The following is a 24,996-nucleotide window of genomic DNA, read 5'->3' on the forward strand; positions in this document are numbered from 1 at the left end:
GCGGGCGGGACGGACAACGACCGGCTCTACGGTGGGATGGGCGACGACCTGCTGGAGGGCGAGGACGGTGATGACATCCTCTACGGTGAGGACGGCAACGACAGCCTGGACGGCGGCAGCGGTTACAACCAGTTGATCGGCGGAGAGGGCAACGACAGCCTGACCCTGGGCAACGGCGCTGGTAGCAGTAGTTATGCCTTCGGCGGCAATGGCGATGACCTGCTGATCGCCGTGGGGCTGGCCAGCGATGCCAGTGTTTCGCTCAGCGGTGAATCCGGGAGCGACACCTACCGCTACGACGGCAGCGGCAACCTGTCGCTAAGTGACTACGTCAATACCAGCCAGGCCGGCGACTTCAACCGCCTGGAGCTGGCGGCGGGCATCACCCCGGCCAGCGTCACGGTGAGCGGCGATGGCAACGGTGTGACCCTGAGCTTCGTCAATGGCAAGACCCTGTACCTGTCGAACCAGTTGGCAAGCTGGCAGGCCAGCGACAACCCGAACCAGTACGGCGTGCAGGAGGTGCTCTTCAGCGATGGCACGGTGTGGAACCGCCAGCAACTGCGCGAGCTGGCCGGCTACTACATCGGCGGCGATGCGGCCGACGACAGCATCAGCACCGGCGCCGGCGATCAGTTCCTCTATGGCTATGGCGGCCATGACAGCCTGGCGGGCGGGACGGACAACGACCGGCTCTACGGCGGGATGGGCGACGACCTGCTGGAGGGCGAGGACGGTGATGACATCCTCTATGGTGAGGATGGCAACGACACCCTGGACGGTGGGAGTGGCGTCAACCAGCTGTTCGGTGGCGGCGGCAGCGATATCTTCCGCTTCTCCGACGCGTCGACGACTGCCAGCAACACGGTCTACGACTTCACTCAGGGTATCGATCATCTCGGCTTGAATGGAGTGGCATTCGATGTGGGTGGCCAAGCCGTCGCCGATGTACTGGCCAACGTCAACAATGGGCAGAACGAGCAGGACGGGGCGCTTCTGGTGTTCAACCAGAGCAACCAGACGCTCTACTACGACGCCGATGGAACGGCCAACGGCAATGCGGTGGCGGTGGTGACGCTGGCCGGAGTGTCGAGCCTGGCGGCAGGCGACCTTCAGCTCCTGGTCTAGCGGCTGGACTTCAGGGGTCGCATCGCCGACCCCTGAAGTGGATGGGTCATTGGCTCAGCCGGCCGATCAGGCTGGCCAGTTCTGCCTGGCGACTGGTGCCGGTCTTGCGGAAGAGAGAGCGCAGTTGAGTGCGTACGGTATTGATGGAAACCCCAAGGGCCTTTGCACAATCATCCGGGCTGAGTTGCTGGGCCAGGAGTTCGGCCAGGCGAACTTCCGCTGGGGTGAAAAGGAAAAGATCTCCCAGCAGACCTACCTGCGGCCGCTGCTCCAGCAGTATCAAGGTCACCACGGGTTGCTGCAGGCTGATGTTGAAGTGGGCGTCCGCTGCCACAGGCGTCGCCAGCAACTCCTGCGGCGGCGTGGAGTTGAGCCGCATCCAGCCTGAGCGACGCTTGCCGTCCTTGCCGGCGGCACGGCGAATCAGCGCCTGCAGGCTGGTGTCCTGATGCTTGCTGCGCAGACGGCTGTAGCGCTCGAAGAGGCAGAAACTGTTCAGGCACATGCGCTGCATGGCTGCGTGGTTGCAATAGAGCACCCGTCCCTCGCTGTCCAGCAACCAGAGGGGGGCGGGATGGTTGTCCAGCAGCAGATCGCGCTTGGCGAGGTCGAGTTGCAGGTGCTGGATGCGTTCGGAAAGTTGACCTGCAGTGATGAGGTGGGTGGTGAGGCGCAGGAGCAGTCGGCCGCTTTGCGCAGGAGGTAGCCCGGTATCCCAATTGGTCAGTAACGACAGGTAGGCTTTCGAGGTGGCCGTTTCGTAAAGCTTGATGGACGAGATGAACCCAAGGCCCACGGAGCGGTGGAATTCCTGATAGTAAGGACTGTGCTTGATGGACCCCAGGCCGAAGTCGATGAAGTCGTGATACCAGTTGCCGACGGGGCGCATGGGCACGAACAAATGCCCAGGGTCCAGGCGGTAGTAGTACTGGTTGTACGGCGTGATCACGGCGTTGTCGAAGGCATTGACGTCTGAAATGTTGGCGAAGTTCGAGTCCTTGTACTGGCGCAGCAGACCGCCTTGCTGACGACCTGATGCTTGCAGGAGGCGTCTCAGCAGCTCTGGCCATCGGCTCTCGTCGAGCACGCATTCGTAGCATAGGCTGACCAACTCGTCGTACAGCTTCTGCTCGTCCTCGCGAGGCATGCTGGACCTCCCTGTTTCAGGTCGCCGTGATCTTGGTGGATGCTGGCACTCTGGTTATATATTGGCTGGGGTGACGAGGCCTGCAACACCGATGGTCTGGGGAATGAACGGTATGCACTGACCCTGCTCAGCGCTGATTTCGCCTTGGTCTCGTTGCCGGGGTTTCAGCGTGATTGGGCAAACCTCGTCTGGAGAGCCCCTGAAAAGGATCAGTCATTTGCTCAGTCGGCCGATCAGGCTGGCCAGTTCGGCCTGGCGACTAGTGCCAGTCTTGCGGAAGAGGGCGCGTAGTTGGGTGCGTACGGTATTGATGGAAACCCCAAGGCTCGTGGCACAGCTTTCCGGGCTGAGTTGCTGAGCCAGGAGTTCCGCCAGCCGTTGCTCGGCCGGGCTGAGCTGGAACAGATCGGCCAGCAGGCCGATGCAAGGCTGATTCTCCAGTAGGACCAGCATCACCAATGGCCTCTGCAGGCATCGGTTGACACTCGCGTCTGCCGGTACCGGGGTGACTAGCAACTCCTGTTGGAGTTGCGGCAAGAGGCGCAGCCAACCTGCTTGGCGCCGTCCACCTTTTCCAGCCGCGCGACGGATCAGCTCCTTGAGGCTGGCGTCCTGGTGCTTGCTTTGCAATCGGGAAAAGTGCTCACGGAGGGGACTGCTCGCTTGGCAAAGGCATCGCATGGCGGCTTGGTTGCAATGGAGCACGTGCCCGTCGCCGTCGAGGAGCCAGACGGGAGCATGGTGGTTGTCGAGCAGCAGGTCACGTTTGGCGATTTCCTGTTCCAGACGTTGCAGGCGCACAGCAACCCGCCCTGCCGCAATGAGGTGCACGGAAAGACGATTGAGAAGGTTCTGTTGCTCTGTGGAGGGTATCTGGGCGTCCCAATTGGTCAAAACCGACAGATAGGCATTCGAGGTTGGGGTTTCGTAGAGCTTGATGGTGGAAATCCGGCCCAGACCGTAAATGCGGTGAAAGTCCTGGTAGTAAGCGTGGCGTTTGATGGCGTCCAGGCCGTAGTCGATGAAGTCGTGATACCAGCTGCCGACGGCTCGCTGAGGCATGAACAGGTGCCCGGGGTCCAGGTGGCAAAAATGCTGGTTGTAGGGGTCGACTGCTTCGAGATTGAAAAAATTGACTTCAGAAACCTGGACGAAGTCGTCCCGCTCGATGCTGCACATCAGACCCCCTTGCTGGCGCCCTGATGCCTGCATCATACGCTGGACCAACTCAGGCCACTTGGCCTCATCCAGCACGCACTCGTAGCAAAGGCTGACCAGCTCGTCGTAGAGCCGCTGTTCATCCAGACGGGGCATGCTGAACCTCCCTGTTTCGGGTCGTGCGTCAGGCGTGGGTACTGGCGTTCTGCCTTAGTTTGTCCACACGCCTGCAACCTGCAAAGCCAGCGGTCTGCCGAATGAACCGTTCAGTCCAGCCGCTTGTGCACCCGCATCACCGCAACGGTGAGCATTATCAGGGTGAACACCAGCAGCACCGCCAATTCCAGCCAGAGGTCGGCCAGGCCCGCGCCGCGCAGCATGATGCCGCGGGTCAGGCGCAGGAAGTGGGTGAGCGGCAGGATTTCGGCGATCCACTGCGCCGCCTTCGGCATGCCGGCGAAGGGGAACATGAAACCGGACAGCAGGATCTGCGGCAGGAAGGTGAAGAAGGCCATTTGCATGGCCTGGAACTGGCTCTGCGCCAGGGTGGAAATGAACACCCCCAGGGTCAGGCTGGCGAAGATGAACACCAGCGAGGCGCCGTAAAGCTCCAGCAGCGAACCGCGTACCGGCACGTCGAACAGCCACAGCCCCACCAGCAGGATCACCGTCACTTGCACCAGGCCGATGCCGACGAAGGGCAGCACCTTGCCCAGGGTCAGCTCCCAGGGTGACAGCGGCGTGGTGATCAGCAGTTCCATGTTGCCGCGTTCCCGTTCGCGCACCAGGGCGATGGCGGTGAACAGCACCATGGTCATGGTGAGGATCACGCCGATCAGCCCAGGCACGGTGTTCAGCGGCGCCAGGCGTTCGGGGTTGTAGAAGTTCACCACTTGCACGCCCGTGAGGCTGGGCCAGCCGGGCAGCGGGTAGGCGGCGAGTTGTCGCGCGGAGGCCTGCACCACCTGGTCGGAGCCATCCACCACCAGTTGCAGTGGCGGGCGGTCCTTGCGTTGCAGGCGGGCGTCAAAATCGGGCGGGACCACCAGGGCGGCGCTGATGCTGCCATCGCGCAGCAACTCGTCCAGCTGTTGCGGACTGCTGAGCTGGTAGCGGAAGTCCAGCACCTGGCTGGCGCCGAGTTCGGCCACCACTTCGCGGGAGCGGGCGGTGTCGGCCTGGTCCAGCACGGCCGCGTGCAGGCCACGCACGTCCATGTTGATGGCGTAGCCGAAGAGCACCAGTTGCATGATGGGAATGCCGACGATCATGGCGAAGGTCAGGCGGTCGCGGCGCAACTGGCGCAGTTCCTTGAGAACGATGGCTGCCAGGCGACGCAGGTTCATGACGGCGCTCCGGCTCGCTCCAGCGGGCGGTGGGTGACAGCGACGAAGACGTCTTCGAGGTTGGCTTCGGTGGGGGTCACCTCGGCTTCGATGCCTGCGCCAGCGAGATGTTGGGCGATGCGCTCCTGGGCATCTTCCACGGCACTGAGCACCCGCAGTGAGGCGCCGATCTGCGCCATGGCGATGACCTCTTCGGCACCTTGCAGGCAACGCTGGGCCTGGCGTGGCTGGGCGCATTCCACCAGCATCGGCCGGCCCGGCAGGGCGGCCATCAGTTCTGCCGGGCTGCCGTCGGCCACCAGACGCCCGGCGTCGAGAATGCCCAGGCGGGTGCAGCGCTCGGCTTCGTCCATGTAATGGGTGGAGACCAACAGGGTGGTGCCGGCTTCGGCCAGCTCGAACAGCGAATCCCAGAATTCCCGGCGCGATTGTGGGTCTACCGCGCTGGTGGGCTCGTCGAGCAGCAGCAGGTCGGGTTTGTGCAGGACGGCGCCGGCCAGGGCCAGGCGTTGCTTCTGGCCGCCGCTCAGGGTCCCGGCGAGTTGCTTGCGGCGGTCCGCCAGCCAATAGCGTTCCAGCAGCTCGTCGATGCGCTGGCGCGCTTCGCGGCGGTCCAGTCCCTGGACGGTGGCGAGGAACTCCAGGTTCTCGCCCACCGTCAGGTCTTCGTAGAGGGAGAATTTCTGGGTCATGTAGCCGATGCGCCGCTTCAGTTCTTCGGCGTCCTGGGGGATGCGGCAGCCGAGCACTTCGATCTCGCCGGCGCTGGGCAGCAGCAGGCCGCAGAGCATGCGGATGGTGGTGGACTTGCCGCAGCCATTGGGGCCGAGAAAACCGAACACTTCGGCGCGGTTGACGTGCAGGTTCAGTCCGTCGACGGCCGTGAGCTGACCGAAGCGCTTGGTCAGGCCTCTGGCGCGGATCACCGCTTCATGGTTGTTCATGGCTGACTCGCTCTGCCTGCACCGGCAGGCCCGCGGGAAGCTTGCGTGCCGCCTCGCCCTGCAATACCAGTTCAGCGCGATAGACCAGGCGGCTGGCATCCTCGCCGGTCAGCGCGAAGTAAGGGGTGAAGCTGGACTCGCTGGCGATACTGCGCACAGTGGCGTCGAAGGGTTCGGCCACGCCTTCCACCTTCACCTTGAGCGCATCGCCGATGGCGATCTGTGGGCGCACCGAGGCCGGCACGTAGACCCGGGCATAGGGCGAGTCGCCCACCAGCAGGCTGACCAGCTCGGCGTTCACGGGGGGCTGGTCACCGGGTTTGAAGGGCAGGGCGTCCACCCGGCCGGCACGGGGTGCACGCAGGCTGAGGTGTTCGCGGGTGACCTGCTGCTGCGCCAGGCGGCCCTGGGCGGCCTGGAGCAGGGCGGTGGCCTGCTCGATCTGTTCCGGGCGGGTGCCGTTGGTGAGTTCGCGCAGCTGGGCATCGGCGTTGTTCACCGCGGCGAGGGCCTGGTCGCGCGCGGCGCGCGCGCGGTCCAGTTCGGCGATGGCCACCTGGCGGCGTTGGTAAAGGGCCGAGATGCGTTGGAAGTTGCGCTCGGCATCGGTCAGCTCCGCGCGGTTGCGGGTGAGGGTGGCGCGGGCGGCGTCCATGGTTTCGCTGCGCGCACCATTGGCGAGTTCGTCCAGTCGCGCCTTTGCCTGGCCAACATCGCCTTCGGCTTCCTTGAGGCGGGCGTCGAGTCGGCGTGGGTCGAGCTCCAGCAGCAGTTGGCCTTCCTGCACCCGGTCACCTTCGGCCACGCGCCAGGCGAGGATGGTTTCCGAGGCTTCGGCAGGCAGGCCGATGCGGTCCCATTCCAGGGTGCCGAGCAAGGGTTCCCGGGCGGTGTCTTCGCAGCCGCTGAGCAACACGACGGCCATCAGGCAAGGAAGCAAGCATTTCATGGCTTCACCTCCAGACCACGTTCGAGCAGGGCAAGGATGTGCTTCACCATGGCTTCGTCGCCCAGCTCCGGGCTGGCGAAAATGCCGCGCCAGATCTGTCCGGCGGCGTAGGGCAGCATCACCAGGCCGACCAGCGAGACCACCAGCAGCCGGGGGTCGATATCGGGGTTGAGGCGGCCGCCCGCCTGGGCCTTGGCGAAGCGTTCGGCCAGCAGCATGGGCACCATGGGGGCGAAACGGGACGTGAGCATTTCGCGCAGAGCGCCGCCTTCGCAGAGTATCTCGCGTACCCAGAGCGGCGGCAGCCAGGGGTTCTTGCTGAGGTTGGCGCTCATGCCGCGAACGAAAGAACCGACCAGTTCCAGTGGATCATCGCCAACCTGCTGCAGGCGCTCGGCCATGTCCTGGAACAGGGGCAGCAGGCGTTCTTCCACCACGGCATCCACCAGGCGTTCCTTGTTGCCGAAGTAGTAGTTGACCAGGGCAGGCGTCACCCCAGCCTGCTGGGCGATGCCACGCAGGCTGGCCGCGTGGATGCCGATATGGGCGAAGGCGTCGGTGGCAGCGTTCAGCAGACGTTCGCGCTGGAACTGGGAATCGCCTGTGGGGCGACCGGGGGAGCGGGGGCGGGTCACGGTAACCATCTCCGGACAAGTGAAGATGCTTTATTTAAATATTCATTTAATTAATTAACAACGAGAAGCCGACGAATGCACAGGCGGCTCTGGACGACATACAGATAGCAAGCTAATAATAAGCCTTGCATATGGCTCATCGATTCCGACGGGCTATCTTCATTCCCTATCTGAACCACCTTTGGACTTTGCCTGTGCGCGATACCCTGCGTGCGTTCCTGGCGCCTGATATCCCGGCGCTGCAATTCGCGATCAAGACACTGCTGGGCGGCGCCATTGCGCTCTGGTGCGCATTCCGCTTCGACCTGCAGCAGCCGCAGTGGGCGTTGATGACCGCCTTCATCGTCGCCCAGCCGTTGTCGGGCATGGTGGTGCAGAAGGGCCTGGCGCGATTGCTCGGCACCCTGGTAGGCACCGTGATGTCGGTCACGATTGTCGGTCTGTTCGCCCAGACGCCCTGGTTGTTCCTGCTGGCACTGGCTACCTGGCTGGGTATCTGCACCGCCGCCTCGACCATGATGCGCAGCGCCTGGTCCTATTCTTTCGTGCTGGCCGGCTACACGGTCGCCATCATCGGTCTGCCCGCCATCGCTCATCCGCTGACGGTGTTCGACCAGGCGGTGGCGCGCTCGACGGAGATCTGCCTTGGGATCATCTGCGCCACGGCCACCAGTGCATTGCTATGGCCGCAGCGAGTCGAGCGCCAGTTGGCCCGCCAGGCGCGGGATGCCTGGCAGTGCGGCATCCAGGCGGCGATTTCTGCCCTGAAGGGCGAGCGTCAGGAGCGCCAGGGCCTGCTCGGTGTGTTGGGGCGCATCGTGGCTGTCGACGCCCAACGCGAGCACGCCTGGTTCGAGGGCCACCGCGGTCGCCAGCGCGCGGCGGCCCTGCAGGTGCTCAGCCGTGACCTGCTCAGCCTGTTGCGCCTGGCCCGTGGTGTCGCGCGCCAGTGGCGGCAACTGAGTGAAGGCGAAGCGGAAGGCTTGCGGCCTTGGCTGGAAGAAGTGGAGCTGGCCCTGGTCGAGCCGGATGTGGCGCGGCTGGATGAAGTTCGCCAACGCCTGCTGTACCTATCGGAGGACGAGTCATTTTCCACTGTCCAGCAATACTGCCTGGGGCGCATGGCGGTGGTGATGCGCCAGGCCGCCGAGGCGGTGGCTGCCATGCACGCGGTGGAGCGGGGTGACGCACCGGCGGACGCGCCGCCGCCATTGTCCACCCATCGTGATATCCAGACCGCCACCATCTACGGGCTGCGCAGTGGCCTGGCTTTCCTCGGTCTGTCGGCGTTCTGGCTGGCCACCGCCTGGACCTCGGCGGTCGGGGCGTTGACCCTGACCTGCGTGATCTGCGGCCTGTTCGCCAGCCGCGAGAACGCCGAGCAGATAGGTATGCTTTTCTTGCGCGGGATCCTTTATGCGCTGCCGGTGGCCTTTGTCGTTGGCCAGGTACTCCTGCCCCAGCTCAGCGGCTTTCCGATGCTCTGCATGGCACTGGGCGTTCCGCTGTTCTTCGGTGCGCTGGGTATGGCCAAACCAGCCCTGGGCGCTACGGCTACGTCCTTCTGCCTGCATTTCATCGTGCTCTGCGCGCCGCAGAACCTCATGCGCTTCGACGTCGGGCTGTTCTTCAACGAGGCGGTTTCCATGTTGCTGGGGGTGGGCTTCGCGGTGGTCGCGTTCCGCCTGATTCCGCTGCGCAATCCCATGTGGCATGGCCGGCGCCTGCTCAAGGCGTCGCTCGCCGATCTGGCGCGCCTGACCGGCGTGCGGCTGGCCGGTGCGGAGAACTGGTTCGGTGGGCGCATGGCCGACCGCCTGCTGCAACTGGCACGACTCTACCCGGTGCTGCCGGAGCAGAGCCGTAGTCGCTGGGACGACGGTATTGCCAGCCTGGACCTGGGCGACGAACTGCTGCATCTGCGGCGTTGCCTGGCAGCTGCCGACAGGCCGCTCGGGGAGTCGGAGAACCGCTTCCTGCGCCAGCTCGAGCGCATCCTGCAGCAAGGTCCGGCACCCGGTCGCGCCCAGCTCCTCGATGAACCCGCCAGGGAATTGTTGGAGGCTTTGCGCGGCGCGGGGCGGAGCATCGACCGTCGCCTGGCCCAGGCTGCATTGCTGCAGTTGCAGCAGAGCTGGCGGCAATGGTGTGAACAACAGGAGGCGAGCCATGGGCTTGCGTGAATGGTCCCTGGGCGGCGTGCTGCTCAGCCCCTTTCTGCTTTATGCGTTGCTGGCGCTGCTGGTGACCGGCGTGCTGCGCATCGGCCTGGCGCGAGTCGGGTTGGCGCGCTGGATCTGGCACGAAGCGCTGTTCGATTGTGCCCTGTATGTTTGTGTGCTGGCCACGCTGGTTGCGCTGACCGGGCACTGGTAGAGGAGAAAATGATGCGTTCCATGCTGCGTGTGCTGGTAACTCTTTCCCTGGTCGTGGTGGCCCTGGTGGCCGGCTATGGCCTCTGGCAGCACTACATGCTTGCACCCTGGACCCGGGACGCGCGTGTCCGCGCCGATGTGGTGGTGATATCACCGGATGTGTCCGGCTGGGTGATGGACCTCAAGGTCCAGGACAACCAGCAGGTGAAGGCGGGTGACTTGCTGCTTTCCGTTGACCGCGAGCGCTATGTGGCGGCGATGGAAAAGGCCCGCGCCGTGGCCGATACGCGTCAACACCAGTTGCGCCTTCGCGAGCACGAGGCGTCCCGCCGCCAGCACCTCGGCCCCCAGGCCATCAGCGCGGAGCTGCGCGAGAACGCCCTGATCACGGCGGAGGTCGCCCGTGCCGAATTCCGCGAGGCCCAGGCTGAACTCAAGGTGGCTGAACTGAACCTCGCCCGCAGCGAACTGCACGCGCCGCGCAACGGGCAGGTGACCAACTTGCGCCTCGCCCAGGGCAACTACGTGAGTGCCGGTCAGCCGGTCATGGCGCTGGTGGACGACGGCTCGTTCTATGTCCAGGCCTACTTCGAGGAAACCAAGCTGCCGCGCATCAAGGTCGGCGCACCGGTGAAGGTCTGGCTGATGAGCGCCGACGAACCGCTCGCTGGCAAGGTGGAAAGCATCAGCCGTGGCATCACCGACCGCAATGCGATTCCGGATACCCAACTGCTGGCCAATGTCGAACCGACCTTCAACTGGGTGCGCCTGGCCCAGCGTATTCCTGTGCGGATCAAGCTGGACAAGGTGCCGGAGGACGTGATCCTGAGCGCCGGGATGACGGCCAGTGTGACGGTGGAAGAGTAGGGCATCCCTTTGGCCTGCTTGGCCAATGAATTCGCCCCCACAGGTGCGGCACTTCAGCGCCAACAAAAAGAAGCCCGGATCTAGTCCGGGCTTCTTCGTCTCCAGCGAAACCTCAACCGATGGTGATCGGCGGCAGCTCTGGCAGTTCCACCGACAGCTGCTGTTTGGGCGCCAGCACTTCGGCTTCGCCATCGACCACCTGCTCGGCGTTCTGGTTGAACACGCGGGTGGCGATGCGCACGCGGTTCTTCGGCAGTTTCTCGAGGATCTCCAGCTCCACGGTCAGGCTGTCGCCCAGCTTCACCGGGCGGGTGAACTTGAGCTGTTGGCCAAGGTAGATACTGCCCGGGCCAGGCATTTCACAGGCGATGGCGGCGCTGATCAGGGCGCCGGTGAACATGCCGTGGGCAATGCGCTCCTTGAACATCGTGCCGGCAGCGTACTCGGCGTCCAGATGCACCGGGTTGCGGTCGCCGGAGACTGCGGCGAACAGCTGGATGTGGCGCTCTTCGACGGTGGTGGAGAAGGTGGCTTTCTGGCCGACTTCCAGGGCGTCGTAGGTGAAGTTGGTTACCTGGCTCATGCGGTCTCCTTGGCTTGCGTTTGGTTGGGTCGACTGTGGGCAAGGGTCTGCTCCAGCCAGTCGATCAAGTCGCGGGTCACCTCGTCGCGGTTGCTCTCGTTGAGCAGTTCGTGGCGGGCGCCTGGGTAAATGTTCAGCTGCACGTTCCTGAGGCCAGCCCGGCGCAGGGCCGCGGCCAGATCCTGCAGGCGCCGGCCTTCGCTGACCGGGTCGCGTTCACCGCCTATCACCAGCAGCGGCAGGTCGGGGTCGATCTGCGCCAGGTGCTTTGGCGGGGTGATGTTCTGAAGCCCGCCGAGCAGGTCGAGCCACAACTGGTTGGTGCAGCGGAAGCCGCAGAGCGGATCGTTGACGTACTTGTCCACTTCCTGCGGGTCGCGGCTGAGCCAGTCGAAGGCCGTGCGGTTGGGTTTGAAGGACTTGTTGAAGGAGCCGAAGGAGAGGAACTCGATCAGCGGGCTACGGCCCTCCTTGCCCTGGCGCCAGCGCTCGAACCGCGCCACCAGTCTGGCCACCCTGTACAGCGTCACTGGCTGGTAGTTGGAGCCGGAGAGGATGGCGCCCTGCAGGCTGCAACTGTGCTGCATCAGGTAGGCCTGGCCGATGTAGCTGCCCATGCTGTGGCCCAGCAGGAGGATGGGCGTTTGCGGATGTTGTTGGCGGATATGGTGGTTAAGGCTGGCGAGATCGCTGATGACCTTGCTCCAGCCGTCATCCGCGGCGTACTGGCCGAGGACGCCATGCTCGGCGGTGCGCCCGTGTCCGCGCTGGTCGAGGGCATAGAGTTCGAACCCGGCGGCCACCAGGGCCTCGCCCAGGCGGGCATAGCGGCCGCTGTGCTCGGCCATGCCGTGGGACAACATGACCACCGCCCGGGGCGGTGCCTCGCCGGACCAGTGATTGACGTACAGGGGCACTGCATCGCTGGCGTCGAGCCAGAAGGCATCGTGGCGCATGGCCGATCCTTTTGCCGGGTAATCGACGCATTGTGCACGGGTGCGCTGGTGGCGCAAAGCCTGCTCAGCGGGGAGGGATATTCTGGCGTTCAAGTATGCGCATGTACTCGCCACTGGCCAGCAGGGTCTTGAGCCCGCGCTCGTACACATGCGCCCAGTCCGGCTGCCCGGGCTGCGGTGCGGTGAATCCCGCCAACAGGGGGATGCGTTCCAGGGCGGGGGACTGCCATTGGAGTTTGCCGCGCAGGTGCGCGTCCGTGGCGATCAGATACTGGCCCACCACTCGTTCCAGCAGCACCAGATCAAAACGCCGTGCCTCCAGCTTGCGCAGGTTGGAGATATCGTCCACCGCTTCCTCGGCGCTGAATCCCGAATGCAGCACGCTGGCCGGGTAGCCGTAGCCCCGGACTACGCCCACCTTGCGTCCCTTGAGTTCGGCGAGGTCCTTGAACCGGACCGGCGAGTCCTTGCGCACGAAGAATCCCAGTTCGCTATAGAACAGCGGCCGCGAGGCACGCAGGTTTTCCTCGACCACTTCCCGTGGCCAGAGGGCCAGGGCGCCCTGGTAGTGGCCGCTGTGCAGGGCGGCGCGAACACGGGCCCAGGGCAGGAAGTCCACCTTGACCTTGTAGCCCTGGGATGCGAAGGCGCGGGTGGTGAGCTCGACGATGCTGCCGCCTTTGGGCAGGTACTGCGAGCAGTAGGGCGGGTATTCCAGTGTGGCCAGACGGAGGTCGGCCCGAACGCCGCAGCTGAGGAACAGGCAGCACAGCAGCGCCCGGAGGGCCAGAGGGAAACGCATGGGTGATAAGTAATCCGGATGTCATGTTCTTGTTCTGATGCCAGGCGAATCTAACTGGACTATCGGCAAGATTCACGTGGTCAATGACGCCCGGTCGCATATTTGCGCGTTGCCTTGGAGCTGCTAAGTTCCGGGCAGCCCCGCAGCGCGGGCCAGACTATTTCAGGGCTAAGAGGACAAGAACAATGCAACCTGATTTCTGGAGCGACAAACGCCCGGCCGGCGTGCCCAACCAAATTGATCTGGCCGCCTACAAGTCAGTGATCGAGGTGTTCGAGCGATCCTGCAAGAAATTCGCCGACCGCCCCGCCTTCAGCAACCTGGGCGTGACCCTGACCTATGCCGAGCTGGATCGCCTGTCCGCCGCCTTCGCCGCCTACTTGCAGAAGAACACCGACCTTGCGCCCGGCGACCGTATCGCCGTGCAGATGCCCAACGTCCTGCAGTACCCCATCGCCGTGTTCGGTGCGCTGCGCGCCGGGCTCATCGTGGTCAACACCAACCCGCTCTACACCGCCCGCGAGATGCGTCATCAGTTCAAGGACGCCGGGGTGCGCGCGCTGGTCTACATCAACCTGTTCGGCAAGCTGGTCGAAGAGGTGCTGCCCGATACCGAGATCGAATACCTGATCGAAGCCCGCATGGGTGACCTGCTGCCGAGCCTCAAGGGCTGGCTGGTCAACACCGTGGTCAAGAAGCTGAAGAAAATGGTCCCCGATTACCACCTGCCGCAGGCGGTGTCCTTCAAGGAGGCGCTGAAGCAGGGCCAGGGCCATGCGCTGAAACCGGTGCGGGTGGGGCTGGAAGATATTGCCGTGCTGCAGTACACCGGCGGTACCACTGGTGTGGCCAAGGGCGCGATGCTGACCCACGGCAACCTGGTGGCCAACATGCAGCAAGTGGACGCCTGCCTGTCGCAGCTCGGCCCGGATGGTGCGCCACTGATGAAGCAGGGCCAGGAGATCATGATTGCGCCGCTGCCGCTGTACCACATCTATGCCTTCACCGCGAACTGCATGTGCATGATGGTCAATGGCAACCACAACATCCTCATCACCAACCCGCGCGACATCGGCGGCTTCATCAAGGAGCTGAAGAAGTGGCGCTTCTCCGCGCTGCTGGGCCTGAACACCCTGTTCGTGGCGCTGATGGACCATCCCGAATTCAAGAACCTCGACTTCTCCAACCTCAAGGTCACCAACTCCGGCGGCACTGCGCTGGTCAAGGCCACTGCCGAACGCTGGCAGGCGATGACCGGCTGCTCGGTGGTGGAAGGCTACGGCCTGACCGAGACCTCGCCTGTGGCCAGCACCAACCCCTATGGCAGCCAGGCACGACTGGGGACCGTGGGTATCCCGGTGCCGGGCACTGCGTTCAAGACCGTCGACGATGCGGGCAACGAACTGCCCCTCGGTGAGCGCGGCGAGCTGTGCATCAAGGGGCCGCAGGTGATGAAGGGCTACTGGCAGCGTCCCGAGGCGACGGCCGAAGTGCTGGATGCCGAGGGTTGGCTGAAGACCGGCGACATCGCCGTGATCGACCCGGATGGCTATGTGCGCATCGTCGACCGCAAGAAGGACCTGATCATCGTCTCCGGTTTCAACGTCTATCCGAACGAGATCGAGGACGTAGTCATGGCCCACCCGAAGGTGGCAAGCTGCGCGGCCATCGGCGTGCCTGACGACAAGTCCGGCGAGGCGGTGAAACTCTTCGTGGTGCCGCGCGATGGCGGCGTCAGCGTCGAGGAGCTGAAGGCCTACTGCAAGGAAAACTTCACCGGCTACAAAGTGCCCAAGCACATCGTGCTCAAGGACGCCCTGCCGATGACCCCGGTAGGCAAGATCCTGCGTCGCGAGCTGCGCGACATCGCCTGACCGAAAAGGGCAGGGCGGGTCCTCCGTCCTGCCCTCGCTCTTCCCCACCCGTGTGTGACCCGCCTTCCGGCCCGGACGCCTTGTCCGATTCGCTCATCACGCTTCCCAGAACCCGTGAAAGCCCCGAAATACGCCGTTTGTCGGTGAATTAGAGTCTGGACTCGAAAGGTGACTGAATTGCACTGTTTTGGTCACTTTCATGACTGGCTGGGGCTGGTTTGGTGCTGGTGGGCCCTTGGTAAAGCTGTTAATCTCGGCGCGTTTTTTTGCCCGGACGGGCGCACAATCGCACAGAACACAACAAACAACTGCTCCTCTGAGGGCAGTGAAATCAGCTGTTGCTTAGGAGTGGGCCTCCATGACCGAAAACTTCTGGAAGGACAAATATCCAGCGGGCGTTCCTGCCGAGATCAACGCCGACCAATACCCCAACGTCCAGGCGGTATTGAGGGAGTCCTGCCAACGCTTTGCCGACAAGCCCGCATTCAGCAACCTGGGCAAGACCCTCACCTACGGTGAGCTCTACGAACTCTCCGGCGCCTTCGCCGCCTACCTGCAGAACCACACCGACCTCAAGCCTGGCGACCGCATCGCCGTGCAACTGCCGAACATCCTGCAGTACCCGGTAGTCGTCTTCGGCGCCATGCGTGCCGGCCTGATCGTGGTCAACACCAACCCGCTCTACACCGCGCGGGAAATGGAGCACCAGTTCAACGATTCCGGCGCCAAGGCTCTGGTGTGCCTGGCCAACATGGCCCACCTGGCTGAAGACGTGCTGCCCAAGACCGGCGTGAAACACGTCATCGTCACCGAAGTCGGCGACCTGCTGCCGGTCCTCAAGCGCCTGCTGGTCAATGCCGTGATCAAGCACGTGAAGAAGATGGTGCCGCCGTTCAGCCTGCCCAAGGCGGTCAAGCTGAACGATGCCCTGGCCAAAGGGCGTGGCCGTGCCGTCAACGAAGCCAGCCCACAGAGTGGCGACATCGCCGTGCTGCAATACACCGGTGGCACCACCGGCGTGGCCAAGGGCGCGATGCTGACCCACCGCAACCTGATCGCCAACATGCTGCAGTGCAAGTCGCTGATGGCCGCCAACCTGAAGGAAGGCTGCGAGATCCTCATCGCCCCGCTGCCGCTCTATCACATCTATGCCTTCACCTTCCATTGCATGGCGATGATGCTGACCGGCAACCACAACGTCCTCATCTCCAACCCGCGCGACCTGCCGTCGATGACCAAGGAACTGGCGAAGTTCAAGTTCACCGGTTTCGTCGGCCTGAACACGCTGTTCGTCGCCCTGTGCAACAACGAGGACTTCCGCAAGCTGGACTTCTCCGCACTGAAGCTGACCCTATCCGGCGGCATGGCCCTGCAACTGGCCGCTGCCGAGCGCTGGAAGCAGGTCACCGGCTGTGCCATCTGCGAAGGTTACGGCATGACCGAAACCAGCCCGGTGGTATCGGTGAACCCCTTCCAGAACATCCAGATCGGCACCATCGGCATTCCGGTGCCTTCCACCCTGTGCAAGGTGGTGGACGACGAAGGCAAAGACGTTGGCCTGGGCGCGCCCGGCGAGCTGTGCGTGAAAGGCCCGCAGGTCATGAAGGGCTACTGGCAGCGCCAGGAAGCCACCGATGAAATGCTCGATGCCGAAGGCTGGCTGAAGACCGGCGACGTGGCAGTGATCCAGGACGACGGCTACATGCGCATCGTCGACCGCAAGAAGGACATGATCCTGGTCTCCGGCTTCAACGTGTATCCCAACGAACTGGAAGATGTGCTGGCGACCCTGCCGGGCGTGCTGCAGTGCGCCGCCGTCGGCGTGCCGGACGAGAAATCCGGCGAGGCGATCAAGATGTTCGTGGTCGCCAAGCCGGGCGTCAGCCTGACCAAGGAACAGGTGATGGAGCACATGCGCAGCAACGTCACCGGCTACAAGGTGCCGCGCGCCATCGAGTTCCGCGACGCGCTGCCGACCACCAACGTCGGCAAGATCCTGCGCCGCGAGCTGCGCGACGAAGAGTTGAAGAAGCTCAAGGCGAAGCAGGAAACGGCCAAGGTCTGATCCCGCCCCGCACGACAAGGCCCCGCACTCGCGGGGCCTTGTCGTTTCAGGCCGGAAAAAGTGTGAGAGCGAAATCATTCGCGAAAGAGCCGCAGGATGGGTTGAGGTACGAAACCCATGCGGACCACGGTTGATGGGTTTCGCAAGCTTGCGGAACGCCGCCCGACCCATCCTACGTTGCTAGTCGTTAGCCCGGAGTGCATCCGGGCTAACTACTGCATCAGGGGCGCTTTTGTAGGATGTGGTTGAGCGAAGCGATACCCACCGGCGGAGGGGCGATGGGTTTCGCAAGCTTTACTCATTCTAAGCACTGCATGGCGCCCTACAGGCTCTCGCCGGAAATCTGCGACAATTCCGCCCTTGGCGAAAACGACAGCAGAATCAGCGGACCCGATGAGCGAGCAATCCCCCAGCCCCGAACAACTCCTCAAACGCCTTGAACAGGCCATGGGCGCCGACCGGCATCGCCTGCGCCGGCAGCTGCATGAGTTGCGCAAGCACCCGGATGACGCCAAGTTGGCGCAGTGGGTCGAGCGTTTCCAGGCGTCCATCGCGCGAGTCGAGGCCAGGCGCGCCAGCGTGCCGGTGATGCGTTACGACGACGCCCTGCCCATCGCCGCCAAGCGCGACGAGATCAAGGCGGCGCTGGAAAAGCACCAGGTGCTGGTGATTGCTGGCGAGACCGGCTCGGGCAAGACCACCCAGTTGCCGAAGATCTGCCTGGAAATCGGCCGCGGTACCCACGGCCTGATCGGCCACACCCAGCCGCGTCGGCTGGCGGCACGCAGCGTGGCGACCCGGGTGGCGGAGGAAATCGGCAGCCCGCTGGGCGAACTGGTGGGCTACCAGGTCCGCTTCGAGGACCAGTCCAACGAGCGCAGCCTGATCAAGCTGATGACCGACGGCATCCTGCTGGCGGAAACCCAGCATGATCGCTTCCTCGAACGCTACGACACGATCATCGTCGACGAGGCCCACGAGCGCAGCCTGAATATCGACTTCCTCCTCGGCTACCTCAAGACGCTGCTGCCGCGCAGGCCTGACCTCAAGCTGATCATCACCTCCGCGACCATCGACCTCGAACGCTTTTCCAAGCACTTCAACGACGCGCCCATCATTGAAGTCTCTGGCCGGACCTACCCGGTGGACACCTGGTACCGGCCGCTGGCCGCCGAGGTGGACGAAGATGGTGAAGCACTGTTCGATGACCTCTCCGTGGACCAGGGCATCCTCCGCGCCCTGGACGAGATCGCCGCTCACGAACGTGAAGTGGGCAAGCGTCCCGGCGACGTGCTGGTGTTCCTCCCCGGCGAGCGGGAAATCCGCGACTGTGCCGATGTGCTGCGCAAGGCCAACCTGCGCCACACCGAAGTCCTGCCGCTGTACGCCCGGCTGACTCCAGCGGAACAGCAGAAAATCTTCCAGCCCATGGCGGGCCGCAAGATCGTCCTTTCCACCAACGTCGCGGAAACCTCCCTGACGGTCCCGGGCATCCGCTACGTGATCGACAGCGGTACGGCGCGCATCAGCCGCTACAGCTATCGCGCCAAGGTCCAGCGCCTGCCGGTGGAAGCGGTATCCCAGGCCAGCGCCAACCAGCGCAAGGGCCGTTGCGGCCGGGTCGAGCCGGGCATCTGCGTGCGTCTTTATAGCGAGGAAGACTTCCTCTCCCGCCCGACCTTCACCGATCCGGAGATCCTGCGCACCAACCTGGCGGCGGTAATCCTGCAGATGTTGCACCTGCGCCTGGGCGATATCGAAGCCTTCCCCTTCATCGAGCCGCCAGACGGCAAGGCGATCAAGGACGGCTTCACGCTGCTGCAGGAGCTTTCGGCGGTCAATCGCGAGAGCCAGCTCACCCCCATCGGTCGCCAGCTGGCGCGCCTGCCCATCGACCCGCGCCTGGGCCGCATGGTGCTGGAAGGCGCCCGCCAGGGCAGCCTTGATGAAGTCCTGATCGTGGCCGCCGCGCTGTCGGTGCAGGACCCGCGCGAGCGTCCGATCGAGCGTCAGCAGGCCGCCGACCAGGCCCATGCGCAGTGGAAGGATGTGGACTCCGACTTCGCGGCACTGATCAACCTCTGGCGCGGCTTTGAGGAGCAGCGCCAGGCATTGGGCTCCAATGCCTTGCGTACCTGGTGCCGGAAGAATTTCCTCAACTACCTGCGCCTGCGCGAATGGCGCGACGCGCACCGCCAACTGGTGCTCATCTGCCGCGAGCTGAAACTCTTCCCGGACGGAGGCAAGTCCAAGCCTCAGGTCGGACGGGTGGAGCGAAGCGACACCCATGCCGCCCGAAACGATGGGCATCGCTCCGCTCAGCGCCATCCTACGAAAAGCGGTCCTGCCGAAAATCCGCGTGATGCCGCCGGCAAGGCCGAACAGCAACTGCGCAGCATCGATTACGCCAAGGTGCACAAGGCCATCCTCTGCGGCCTGCTGAGCCAGATCGGCCATAAGACCGAAGACGGTGACTATCTGGGTGCACGCCAGCGGCGCTTCTGGATTCACCCCGGCACCGCCATCGCGAAGAAGCGCCCGCAATGGATCATGGCCGCCGAACTGGTGGAAACCACCAAGCTGTTCGCACGCATGGTGGCGAAGATCGAACCGGACTGGCTGGAGCCCCTGGCCGGTCACCTGGTCAAGAAGAACCACCTGGAGCCCCACTGGGAGAAGCGCCGCGGGCAGGTAGTGGCCTATGAACAGATCACCCTCTATGGCCTGATCATCGTCGGTCGTCGCGCCGTGCATTACGGCCCGGTGGACCCGGAGGTCTCCCGCGAGCTGTTCATCCGCGAAGGCCTGGTGCGTGGCGAGATCAATAGCAAGGCGAAGTGCCTCACCGCCAATCGCCAACTGCTGGAGCGGCTCGACGAACTGGAAGCCAAGGCGCGCCGTCGCGACATTCTCGCCGATGAGGAAACCCTCTTCGCCTACTACGCAGCGCGCCTGCCGGCGGATATCTACCAGACCGCCAGCTTCGAGAACTGGTACGAGCGCGAGCGGGCGAAGAACCCGAACCTGCTGATCATGCGCGAGGAAGACGTGCTGGCCCGCGAAGCCCGCGAAGTCACCGCCGCGCAGTACCCGGACACGCTGCACCTGGGTGAACTGGAGCTGCCGCTGTCCTACCACTTCGAACCGGGCCATCCACGCGATGGCGTGACCCTGCGAGTGCCGGCGCCGCTGTTGCCGCAACTGCCGCCTGAGCGCCTGGAATGGCTGGTGCCGGGCCTGTTGGAAGCCAAGTGCGTGGCCCTGGTGCGCAATCTGCCCAAGGCCATCCGCAAGAACTTCGTGCCGGTGCCGGATTTCGTCAAGGCGGCGCTGGCCAAGCTGGTGTTCGCACAGGGCTCGCTGCCCGAGTCCCTCGGCCGCGAGCTGCAACGCATGACTGGGGCCCGCGTGCCCGAGGAAGCCTGGGTGGAGGCCGCTGCCCAACTGGAAAACCACCTGAAAATGAACCTGGAAGTGGTGGACGCCCGCGGTAAGTTTCTTGGCGAAGGCCGCGATCTGGTCGAGATCACCGCCCGTTTTGCCGAAGCCAGTCAGGCGGCACTCGCCATCCCGCAGGCGCAGAAAGAGCAGAAGCCAGTGGAAGCCAAGGGCTTTGCCCAGGTCGCGGAGAAGACCCAGCAGAAGGTCGCCGGCCTTTCCATGACTGTGTACCCGGCGTTGGTGGAGGAGGGCGGCAGCGTCAAGGAAAGCCGCTTCCCGACCCAGGCCGAAGCCGACTGGCAGCACCGCCGCGCGCTGCAACGCCTGCTGCTGCAGCAACTGGCGGAAACCGCCAAGTTCCTTCGCGGCAAGCTGCCCGGCCTCACTGACCTCGGCCTGCTGTACCGCGACATGGGGCGCGTCGATGCGCTGGTGGAGGACATCCTCCTGGCCAGCCTGGACAGCTGCATCCTCGACGGCGAAGCCAGCCTGCCCCGTGACGGCGCGGCCCTGGCCTCACTGGCCGAGAAAAAACGCGGCGCCTGGGCCGAGCATGCCGAGCGCCTGGCGCGGTTGACCCTGGAAATCCTCAAGCTTTGGCATGGCCTGCAGAAACGCTTCAAGGGCCGCATCGACCTGGCCCAGGCGGTTGCGTTGAACGACATCAAGGCGCAGCTGGCCAACCTGGTCTATCCGGGGTTCGTCCGGGAAACGCCGGCGGAATGGCTGAAGGAGCTGCCGCGCTACCTCAAGGCCATCGAACAGCGCTTCGACAAGATAGCCGCGCAGTTGCAGCGTGACCGCGTCTGGTCGGGCGAGATCGCCGGCTACTGGGAGCAATACCGGGCACGCCTGGCCAAGCATGCCCAGGAAGGCAAGCGCGACCCCGAGCTGGTGCTCTACCGCTGGATGCTGGAGGAATACCGCGTATCGCTGTTCGCCCAGCAACTCGGAACGCGCATGCCGGTTTCCGACAAACGTCTCAACAAACAATGGAGCCAGGTAGAAGCCTGATGAGCCCCTTCGAAATCCGTCCCATGAGCCCCGAGCTCTACCGCCAGCAGACCCGTCGCATCACCCTGGTGGTCGCCGGCCTGTTCATTGCCTTGGCGCTGCTGCTTTCCACCTTCTGCGTGAAGGTGTTCGGTACGCCCGGCGGTGACAATTTTCGCTGGAACCTGATCGGCGTGCTGGCCGGGCTGGCGCTTACCGTTGGTGTGGTGCGCATTCAGTTGTGGCCGCGGCCCTGGATGGCGCCGGCGGTCTACGGCTGGCAGCTCAAGCGCAGCCTGATGCGCGTTACCAACGTCATGCACAAGGTCAAGGTCGGCGTGGCGGCCGGTGATCCGGCGGCGATGAAGCTGCTGCGCTTCTATCACCTGGGCCTGACCCAGATGCACCAACTGGACGGCAACAGCGCCGACCTCAACCACCATGTGCGCGAGATCGACCAGCACCGCGAAGCGATGGAAGCGCAAGGGCTGGAGGTTGAGCAGAACCGCCTCGAACCCGCCTGGCTGGAGGCGGTGAAGGGCTACGGCAACTGAATACGGCCTGCTCGGAGTAAGTCCAACCGTCGGGTGGGTCCCGCTTCACCGATCCACCCATGCCGGTCTGCAATGGCTCCGAAGGTGGAAGTGGCAGGCGACTTCCACCTTACGTCTGCCGGTGATTACTGCAGATGTTTCAGCAAGCGTGCCTGCAGCGCTTCCAGCTCCGCCGGGTCAGCCTTCTTGCTGGCGTGGATACCCAGCGACTCACCTTCGAAGCGCGGCACGATGTGCATGTGGATATGGAAAACGGTCTGGCCCGCGGGCGCGCCGTTGAACTGCGCCACCTGAACGCCGGCGGGTTCCAGCTCCTTCACCAGCACGTGGGTCAGCCGTTGCACCACGGCCATGACCTTGGCCAGGGCATCGGTCTCGATATCGAGGATGTTGCGCGCTGCCGAGCGCTTGGGGATCACCAGGGTGTGGCCGAAGGACTGCGGGAAGATGTCGAGGAAGGCGAGCACGTCGTCGTCCTCAAAGAGTTTGTAGCAGGGGGCTTCGCCGCGAATGATCTGGGCGAAGACGTTCTGCGGGTCATAGGTGCCGTACAAGCTCATCGAGGCGCTCCATTTGCCGGTTGCGAGAGCCGTGCACCTTACCCTTCGCAGCGGCGGCGGAAAACCCCACCAACCCGGTTCGAACTCCCGCCGGCCCGAGTCCGGGCTGTGTCTTTCCCGGCCGGTAGCTACGCGCCCCAGAGCATCCAGGGCCAGTAGGCAAGGGGCGCAGGCGAGTTGCCCGCTCAATGTCAGCAGCCAGTCCGAGCGAGCCCTGGCCACGGCGTCCCTTCTCGCCGGGCGAGGTGTTGCTACGCTTTGTCACCTCAAGGTCGCAAACTGACCGATTATTCTCGTCACTTCGCCGATGATTTGGCGAAAGTCCCCGTCGCCAGCCGTCGTTTCTGGCGTTACCCTTCGCATCTGGATAAGAAAGTGGGGCACCCGCCCAGAGAATTCCGGCGAGATCGCCGACTGGCGCCAAGGGCGTCGGCGGGGCACGGCAAAGGATGTTCGTGTTGCGGCCTCCACCTTGTTTGCTGTTCCTTCCCGCCTTGCGGGACGACCATTTTCCGCTGCCGGCCGCCTGGGCCGGTGGCTGACTGCCTGAACCGGCCGTTCGAGCGAGCGGCCCAGTATCGAGAGGATCGACCGTGCACAACGTCGTGATCAGTGGCACCGGCCTGTACACCCCCCCCAACAGCATCTCCAATGAAGAGCTGGTGGAATCCTTCAATGCCTACGTGCAGGCGTTCAATGCCGAAAACGCCGCCGCCATCGAGCGTGGCGAGATGGAGCCCCTGGCCGAATCCAGCGTGGCGTTCATCGAGAAGGCGTCCGGCATCAAGAGCCGTTTCGTGGTGGACAAGGACGGTATCCTCGATCCCAAGCGCATGGTGCCACGCATCCCTGAGCGCTCCAATGACGAGTGGGGCATCCTTTGCGAGATGTCCGTGGCCGCGGCCAAGCAGGCCCTGGAGCGCGCCGGCAAGACTCCAGCCGATATCGATGGTGTGATCGTCGCCTGCTCCAACCTGCAGCGCGCCTATCCAGCCGTTGCCATCGAAGTGCAGGCCGCCCTGGGCATCAATGGTTTCGGCTACGACATGAACGTCGCCTGCTCCTCGGCGACGTTCGGCATCCAGGCCGCTACCAACGCCGTGCAGACCGGCCAGGCTCGCGCCATCCTGATGGTCAACCCGGAAATCTGCACCGGTCACCTGAATTTCCGCGATCGCGACAGCCACTTCATCTTCGGTGATGCCGCAACCGCCGTGATCATCGAACGTGCCGACCAGGCCACCTCCAAGCACCAGTTCGACGTAGTCGGGACCAAGCTGCTGACCCAGTTCTCCAACAACATCCGCAACAACTTCGGCTTCCTCAACCGCGCCGCCGAAGAGGGTGTGGGCACGCGCGACAAGCTGTTCGTCCAGGAAGGCCGCAAGGTATTCAAGGACGTCTGCCCGATGGTCGCCGAGCTGATTGCCGCCCATCTGGGCGAGAACAAACTCAATGTCGGCGACGTGAAGCGCTTCTGGTTGCACCAGGCCAACCTCAACATGAACCTGCTGATCGCCCGCAAGCTACTGGGCCGTGATGCCGAGCCCAGCGAGGCGCCGGTGATCCTCGACACCTATGCCAACACCAGCTCCGCCGGCTCGGTGATCGCCTTCCACAAACACCAGGACGACCTGCCCAGCGGCGCGCTCGGTGTGCTCAGCTCCTTCGGCGCCGGTTACTCAATCGGTAGCGTGATCCTGCGCAAGCACTGATGAATCACCCGGCCGACGCTGACCTGCTACCCCGGCTGCTGGCCGGGGAGCAGGGCGCCTATCGCGAGCTGATTGGCGCCTACCAGGGCGCCATGCGCGCGGTCGCCTACGCCATCGTTGGCTCGCGTCTCGCCGACGAAGTCGTGCAGGACGCCTGGTTGGCCGTGGTGCGCAACCTGAACGGCTTCCAGCAGCGCTCCAGCCTCAAGACCTGGCTACTGACCATCGTCGCCAACACCGCCCGCAGCCGGCTCAGGCAAAGCCGACGTGAAGTTCTGCTCGACGACCTGCCCGCACCCCACGGGACGGTGGATGACGCGCGATTTTCCGAGGACGGCCACTGGGCCGCCACGGTTCCCGCCTGGCATCAAGACTCGCCCGAGGCCCTGTTGACCGAAGAGGAACTGCGCGAGTGCCTGGAAAAGACCCTGCTCAGCCTGTCGGAGATGCAGCGCAGTGTCGTGTTGCTGCGTGAGCGTCAGGGGCTCGAGTTGGAAGAAATCTGTAATTTAATGGAGATATCGCTCTCCAATGTCCGGGTGCTGCTGCATCGCGGACGCTTGAAGCTGTTCACCACGCTGGAACATTTCGAGGAGACAGGCCAATGCTGACGTGCAAGGAACTGGTTGCCCGCTCCAGCGGCCTGCTCGATGGCGAGTTGAACTTCCGTGAGCGCATGGCCGTGCGCCGTCACCTGATGCTCTGCCGCAACTGCCGGCGCTTCATCAAGCAGATGAAGCTGACCCAGGCCGTTGTCCGCCTTATGCCCGAAAGCCAGGGTGCCGAAGTGGATGACCTGGCCACGCACCTGGCGCAGAAACGCCGCGACTCCCTCTAGGCCTTTCGATCATTGGATCGGAGCGGGTAGTCGCGAATCGCGATTTCCGCAACCCGCCGCTTTTAG

The 24,996-nt window shown here is 64.1% G+C and carries 21 protein-coding genes; 11 read left to right on the forward strand and 10 right to left on the reverse strand.

Translation table 11 applies throughout. The features are described from left to right. Positions 1-1,128 (forward strand): calcium-binding protein (locus E8F20_RS04655; protein ID WP_280282658.1); only part of this gene is annotated, 1,128 nt, incomplete at its 5' end. 46 nt (positions 1,129-1,174) lie between these two features. On the opposite strand, the gene E8F20_RS04660 is transcribed toward E8F20_RS04655, so the two are convergent. From E8F20_RS04660 to E8F20_RS04685, 6 genes are all read right to left on the reverse strand, one after another. Continuing rightward, complete coding sequence (locus E8F20_RS04660) at positions 1,175-2,275, reverse strand: helix-turn-helix transcriptional regulator (RefSeq protein ID WP_280282659.1); 1,101 nt, start codon at positions 2,273-2,275, stop codon at positions 1,175-1,177. A 213-nt stretch (positions 2,276-2,488) separates the two neighbouring features. Further along, positions 2,489-3,589 (reverse strand): helix-turn-helix transcriptional regulator, encoded by a 1,101-nt coding sequence (locus tag E8F20_RS04665; RefSeq protein WP_280282660.1) that lies wholly within the window; start codon positions 3,587-3,589, stop codon positions 2,489-2,491. A 110-nt stretch (positions 3,590-3,699) separates the two neighbouring features. Next, on the reverse strand, positions 3,700-4,779 hold the full coding sequence (locus tag E8F20_RS04670) for an ABC transporter permease (protein ID WP_280282662.1): 1,080 nt from the start codon (positions 4,777-4,779) through the stop codon (positions 3,700-3,702). Beyond that, positions 4,776-5,723: an ABC transporter ATP-binding protein gene (locus tag E8F20_RS04675; RefSeq protein WP_280282663.1), complete on the reverse strand. Its 948-nt coding sequence runs from the start codon at positions 5,721-5,723 to the stop codon at positions 4,776-4,778. Before E8F20_RS04675 ends, E8F20_RS04670 begins: the two co-directional genes overlap by 4 nt. Further along, entirely contained in the window at positions 5,710-6,672 is a 963-nt protein-coding gene (locus tag E8F20_RS04680; protein WP_280282664.1) for a biotin/lipoyl-binding protein, read from the reverse strand. Before E8F20_RS04680 ends, E8F20_RS04675 begins: the two co-directional genes overlap by 14 nt. Then, positions 6,669-7,307, reverse strand: coding sequence for a TetR/AcrR family transcriptional regulator (locus E8F20_RS04685; protein WP_280282665.1), 639 nt, complete (start codon positions 7,305-7,307; stop codon positions 6,669-6,671). Before E8F20_RS04685 ends, E8F20_RS04680 begins: the two co-directional genes overlap by 4 nt. Before the next feature lie 194 nt (positions 7,308-7,501). Between E8F20_RS04685 and E8F20_RS04690 the strand changes: the two genes are divergently transcribed. Genes E8F20_RS04690 through E8F20_RS04700 form a run of 3 tightly spaced genes read left to right on the forward strand, consistent with a single transcriptional unit; the run spans position 7,502 to position 10,549 of the window. Continuing rightward, positions 7,502-9,490 carry an FUSC family protein gene (locus E8F20_RS04690; RefSeq protein ID WP_280282666.1) on the forward strand — a complete coding sequence of 663 codons (1,989 nt, stop codon included), beginning with the start codon at positions 7,502-7,504 and terminating at the stop codon, positions 9,488-9,490. Then, the gene (locus tag E8F20_RS04695; protein WP_280282667.1) at positions 9,477-9,683 is read left to right on the forward strand and encodes a DUF1656 domain-containing protein; all 207 of its coding nucleotides are present in this window, start codon (positions 9,477-9,479) and stop codon (positions 9,681-9,683) included. The genes E8F20_RS04690 and E8F20_RS04695 overlap by 14 nt, the downstream gene beginning before the upstream one ends. An 11-nt stretch (positions 9,684-9,694) precedes the next feature. After that, positions 9,695-10,549 carry an HlyD family secretion protein gene (locus E8F20_RS04700; RefSeq protein WP_280282668.1) on the forward strand — a complete coding sequence of 285 codons (855 nt, stop codon included), beginning with the start codon at positions 9,695-9,697 and terminating at the stop codon, positions 10,547-10,549. Between the two features lie 112 nt (positions 10,550-10,661). Here the strand turns inward: E8F20_RS04700 and E8F20_RS04705 are convergent, their stop codons facing one another. The 3 genes from E8F20_RS04705 to E8F20_RS04715 all read right to left on the reverse strand — a co-directional run bounded on the left by E8F20_RS04705 (position 10,662) and on the right by E8F20_RS04715 (position 12,890). Continuing rightward, positions 10,662-11,132 (reverse strand): MaoC family dehydratase, encoded by a 471-nt coding sequence (locus tag E8F20_RS04705; protein WP_028626409.1) that lies wholly within the window; start codon positions 11,130-11,132, stop codon positions 10,662-10,664. Next, positions 11,129-12,088 carry an alpha/beta hydrolase gene (locus tag E8F20_RS04710; RefSeq protein WP_280282669.1) on the reverse strand — a complete coding sequence of 320 codons (960 nt, stop codon included), beginning with the start codon at positions 12,086-12,088 and terminating at the stop codon, positions 11,129-11,131. Before E8F20_RS04710 ends, E8F20_RS04705 begins: the two co-directional genes overlap by 4 nt. 64 nt (positions 12,089-12,152) lie before the next feature. Further along, positions 12,153-12,890, reverse strand: a complete 738-nt coding sequence (locus tag E8F20_RS04715; RefSeq protein WP_280282670.1) for a transporter substrate-binding domain-containing protein — start codon at positions 12,888-12,890, stop codon at positions 12,153-12,155. Positions 12,891-13,075: 185 nt separating this feature from the next. Between E8F20_RS04715 and fadD2 the strand changes: the two genes are divergently transcribed. The 4 genes from fadD2 (at position 13,076) to E8F20_RS04735 (ending at position 21,817) form a co-directional block, all read left to right on the forward strand. Next, positions 13,076-14,764 (forward strand): long-chain-fatty-acid--CoA ligase FadD2, encoded by a 1,689-nt coding sequence (gene fadD2 / locus E8F20_RS04720; RefSeq protein ID WP_280282671.1) that lies wholly within the window; start codon positions 13,076-13,078, stop codon positions 14,762-14,764. Between the two features lie 358 nt (positions 14,765-15,122). Continuing rightward, entirely contained in the window at positions 15,123-16,829 is a 1,707-nt protein-coding gene (fadD1, locus tag E8F20_RS04725; RefSeq protein ID WP_280282672.1) for a long-chain-fatty-acid--CoA ligase FadD1, read from the forward strand. A gap of 393 nt (positions 16,830-17,222) precedes the next feature. Then, entirely contained in the window at positions 17,223-21,284 is a 4,062-nt protein-coding gene (hrpA, locus tag E8F20_RS04730; protein ID WP_280282673.1) for an ATP-dependent RNA helicase HrpA, read from the forward strand. Further along, positions 21,284-21,817: a DUF3087 domain-containing protein gene (locus E8F20_RS04735; RefSeq protein ID WP_280282674.1), complete on the forward strand. Its 534-nt coding sequence runs from the start codon at positions 21,284-21,286 to the stop codon at positions 21,815-21,817. The genes hrpA and E8F20_RS04735 overlap by 1 nt, the downstream gene beginning before the upstream one ends. A 125-nt stretch (positions 21,818-21,942) precedes the next feature. Here the strand turns inward: E8F20_RS04735 and E8F20_RS04740 are convergent, their stop codons facing one another. Next, on the reverse strand, positions 21,943-22,377 hold the full coding sequence (locus E8F20_RS04740; RefSeq protein WP_280282675.1) for an HIT family protein: 435 nt from the start codon (positions 22,375-22,377) through the stop codon (positions 21,943-21,945). A 593-nt stretch (positions 22,378-22,970) separates the two neighbouring features. Between E8F20_RS04740 and E8F20_RS04745 the strand changes: the two genes are divergently transcribed. The 3 genes from E8F20_RS04745 to E8F20_RS04755 are packed head-to-tail and all read left to right on the forward strand — an operon-like array spanning position 22,971 to position 24,930. Then, positions 22,971-24,092 carry a beta-ketoacyl-ACP synthase III gene (locus E8F20_RS04745; protein ID WP_280282676.1) on the forward strand — a complete coding sequence of 374 codons (1,122 nt, stop codon included), beginning with the start codon at positions 22,971-22,973 and terminating at the stop codon, positions 24,090-24,092. Continuing rightward, on the forward strand, positions 24,092-24,703 hold the full coding sequence (locus E8F20_RS04750) for an RNA polymerase sigma factor (RefSeq protein ID WP_280282677.1): 612 nt from the start codon (positions 24,092-24,094) through the stop codon (positions 24,701-24,703). Before E8F20_RS04745 ends, E8F20_RS04750 begins: the two co-directional genes overlap by 1 nt. Then, positions 24,697-24,930 carry a zf-HC2 domain-containing protein gene (locus tag E8F20_RS04755; RefSeq protein WP_280282678.1) on the forward strand — a complete coding sequence of 78 codons (234 nt, stop codon included), beginning with the start codon at positions 24,697-24,699 and terminating at the stop codon, positions 24,928-24,930. The genes E8F20_RS04750 and E8F20_RS04755 overlap by 7 nt, the downstream gene beginning before the upstream one ends. Positions 24,931-24,996 lie beyond the last annotated feature (66 nt).

Source organism: Pseudomonas sp. BN415, from assembly GCF_029871195.1.
Classification (GTDB): Bacteria; Pseudomonadota; Gammaproteobacteria; order Pseudomonadales; family Pseudomonadaceae; genus Metapseudomonas; species Metapseudomonas resinovorans.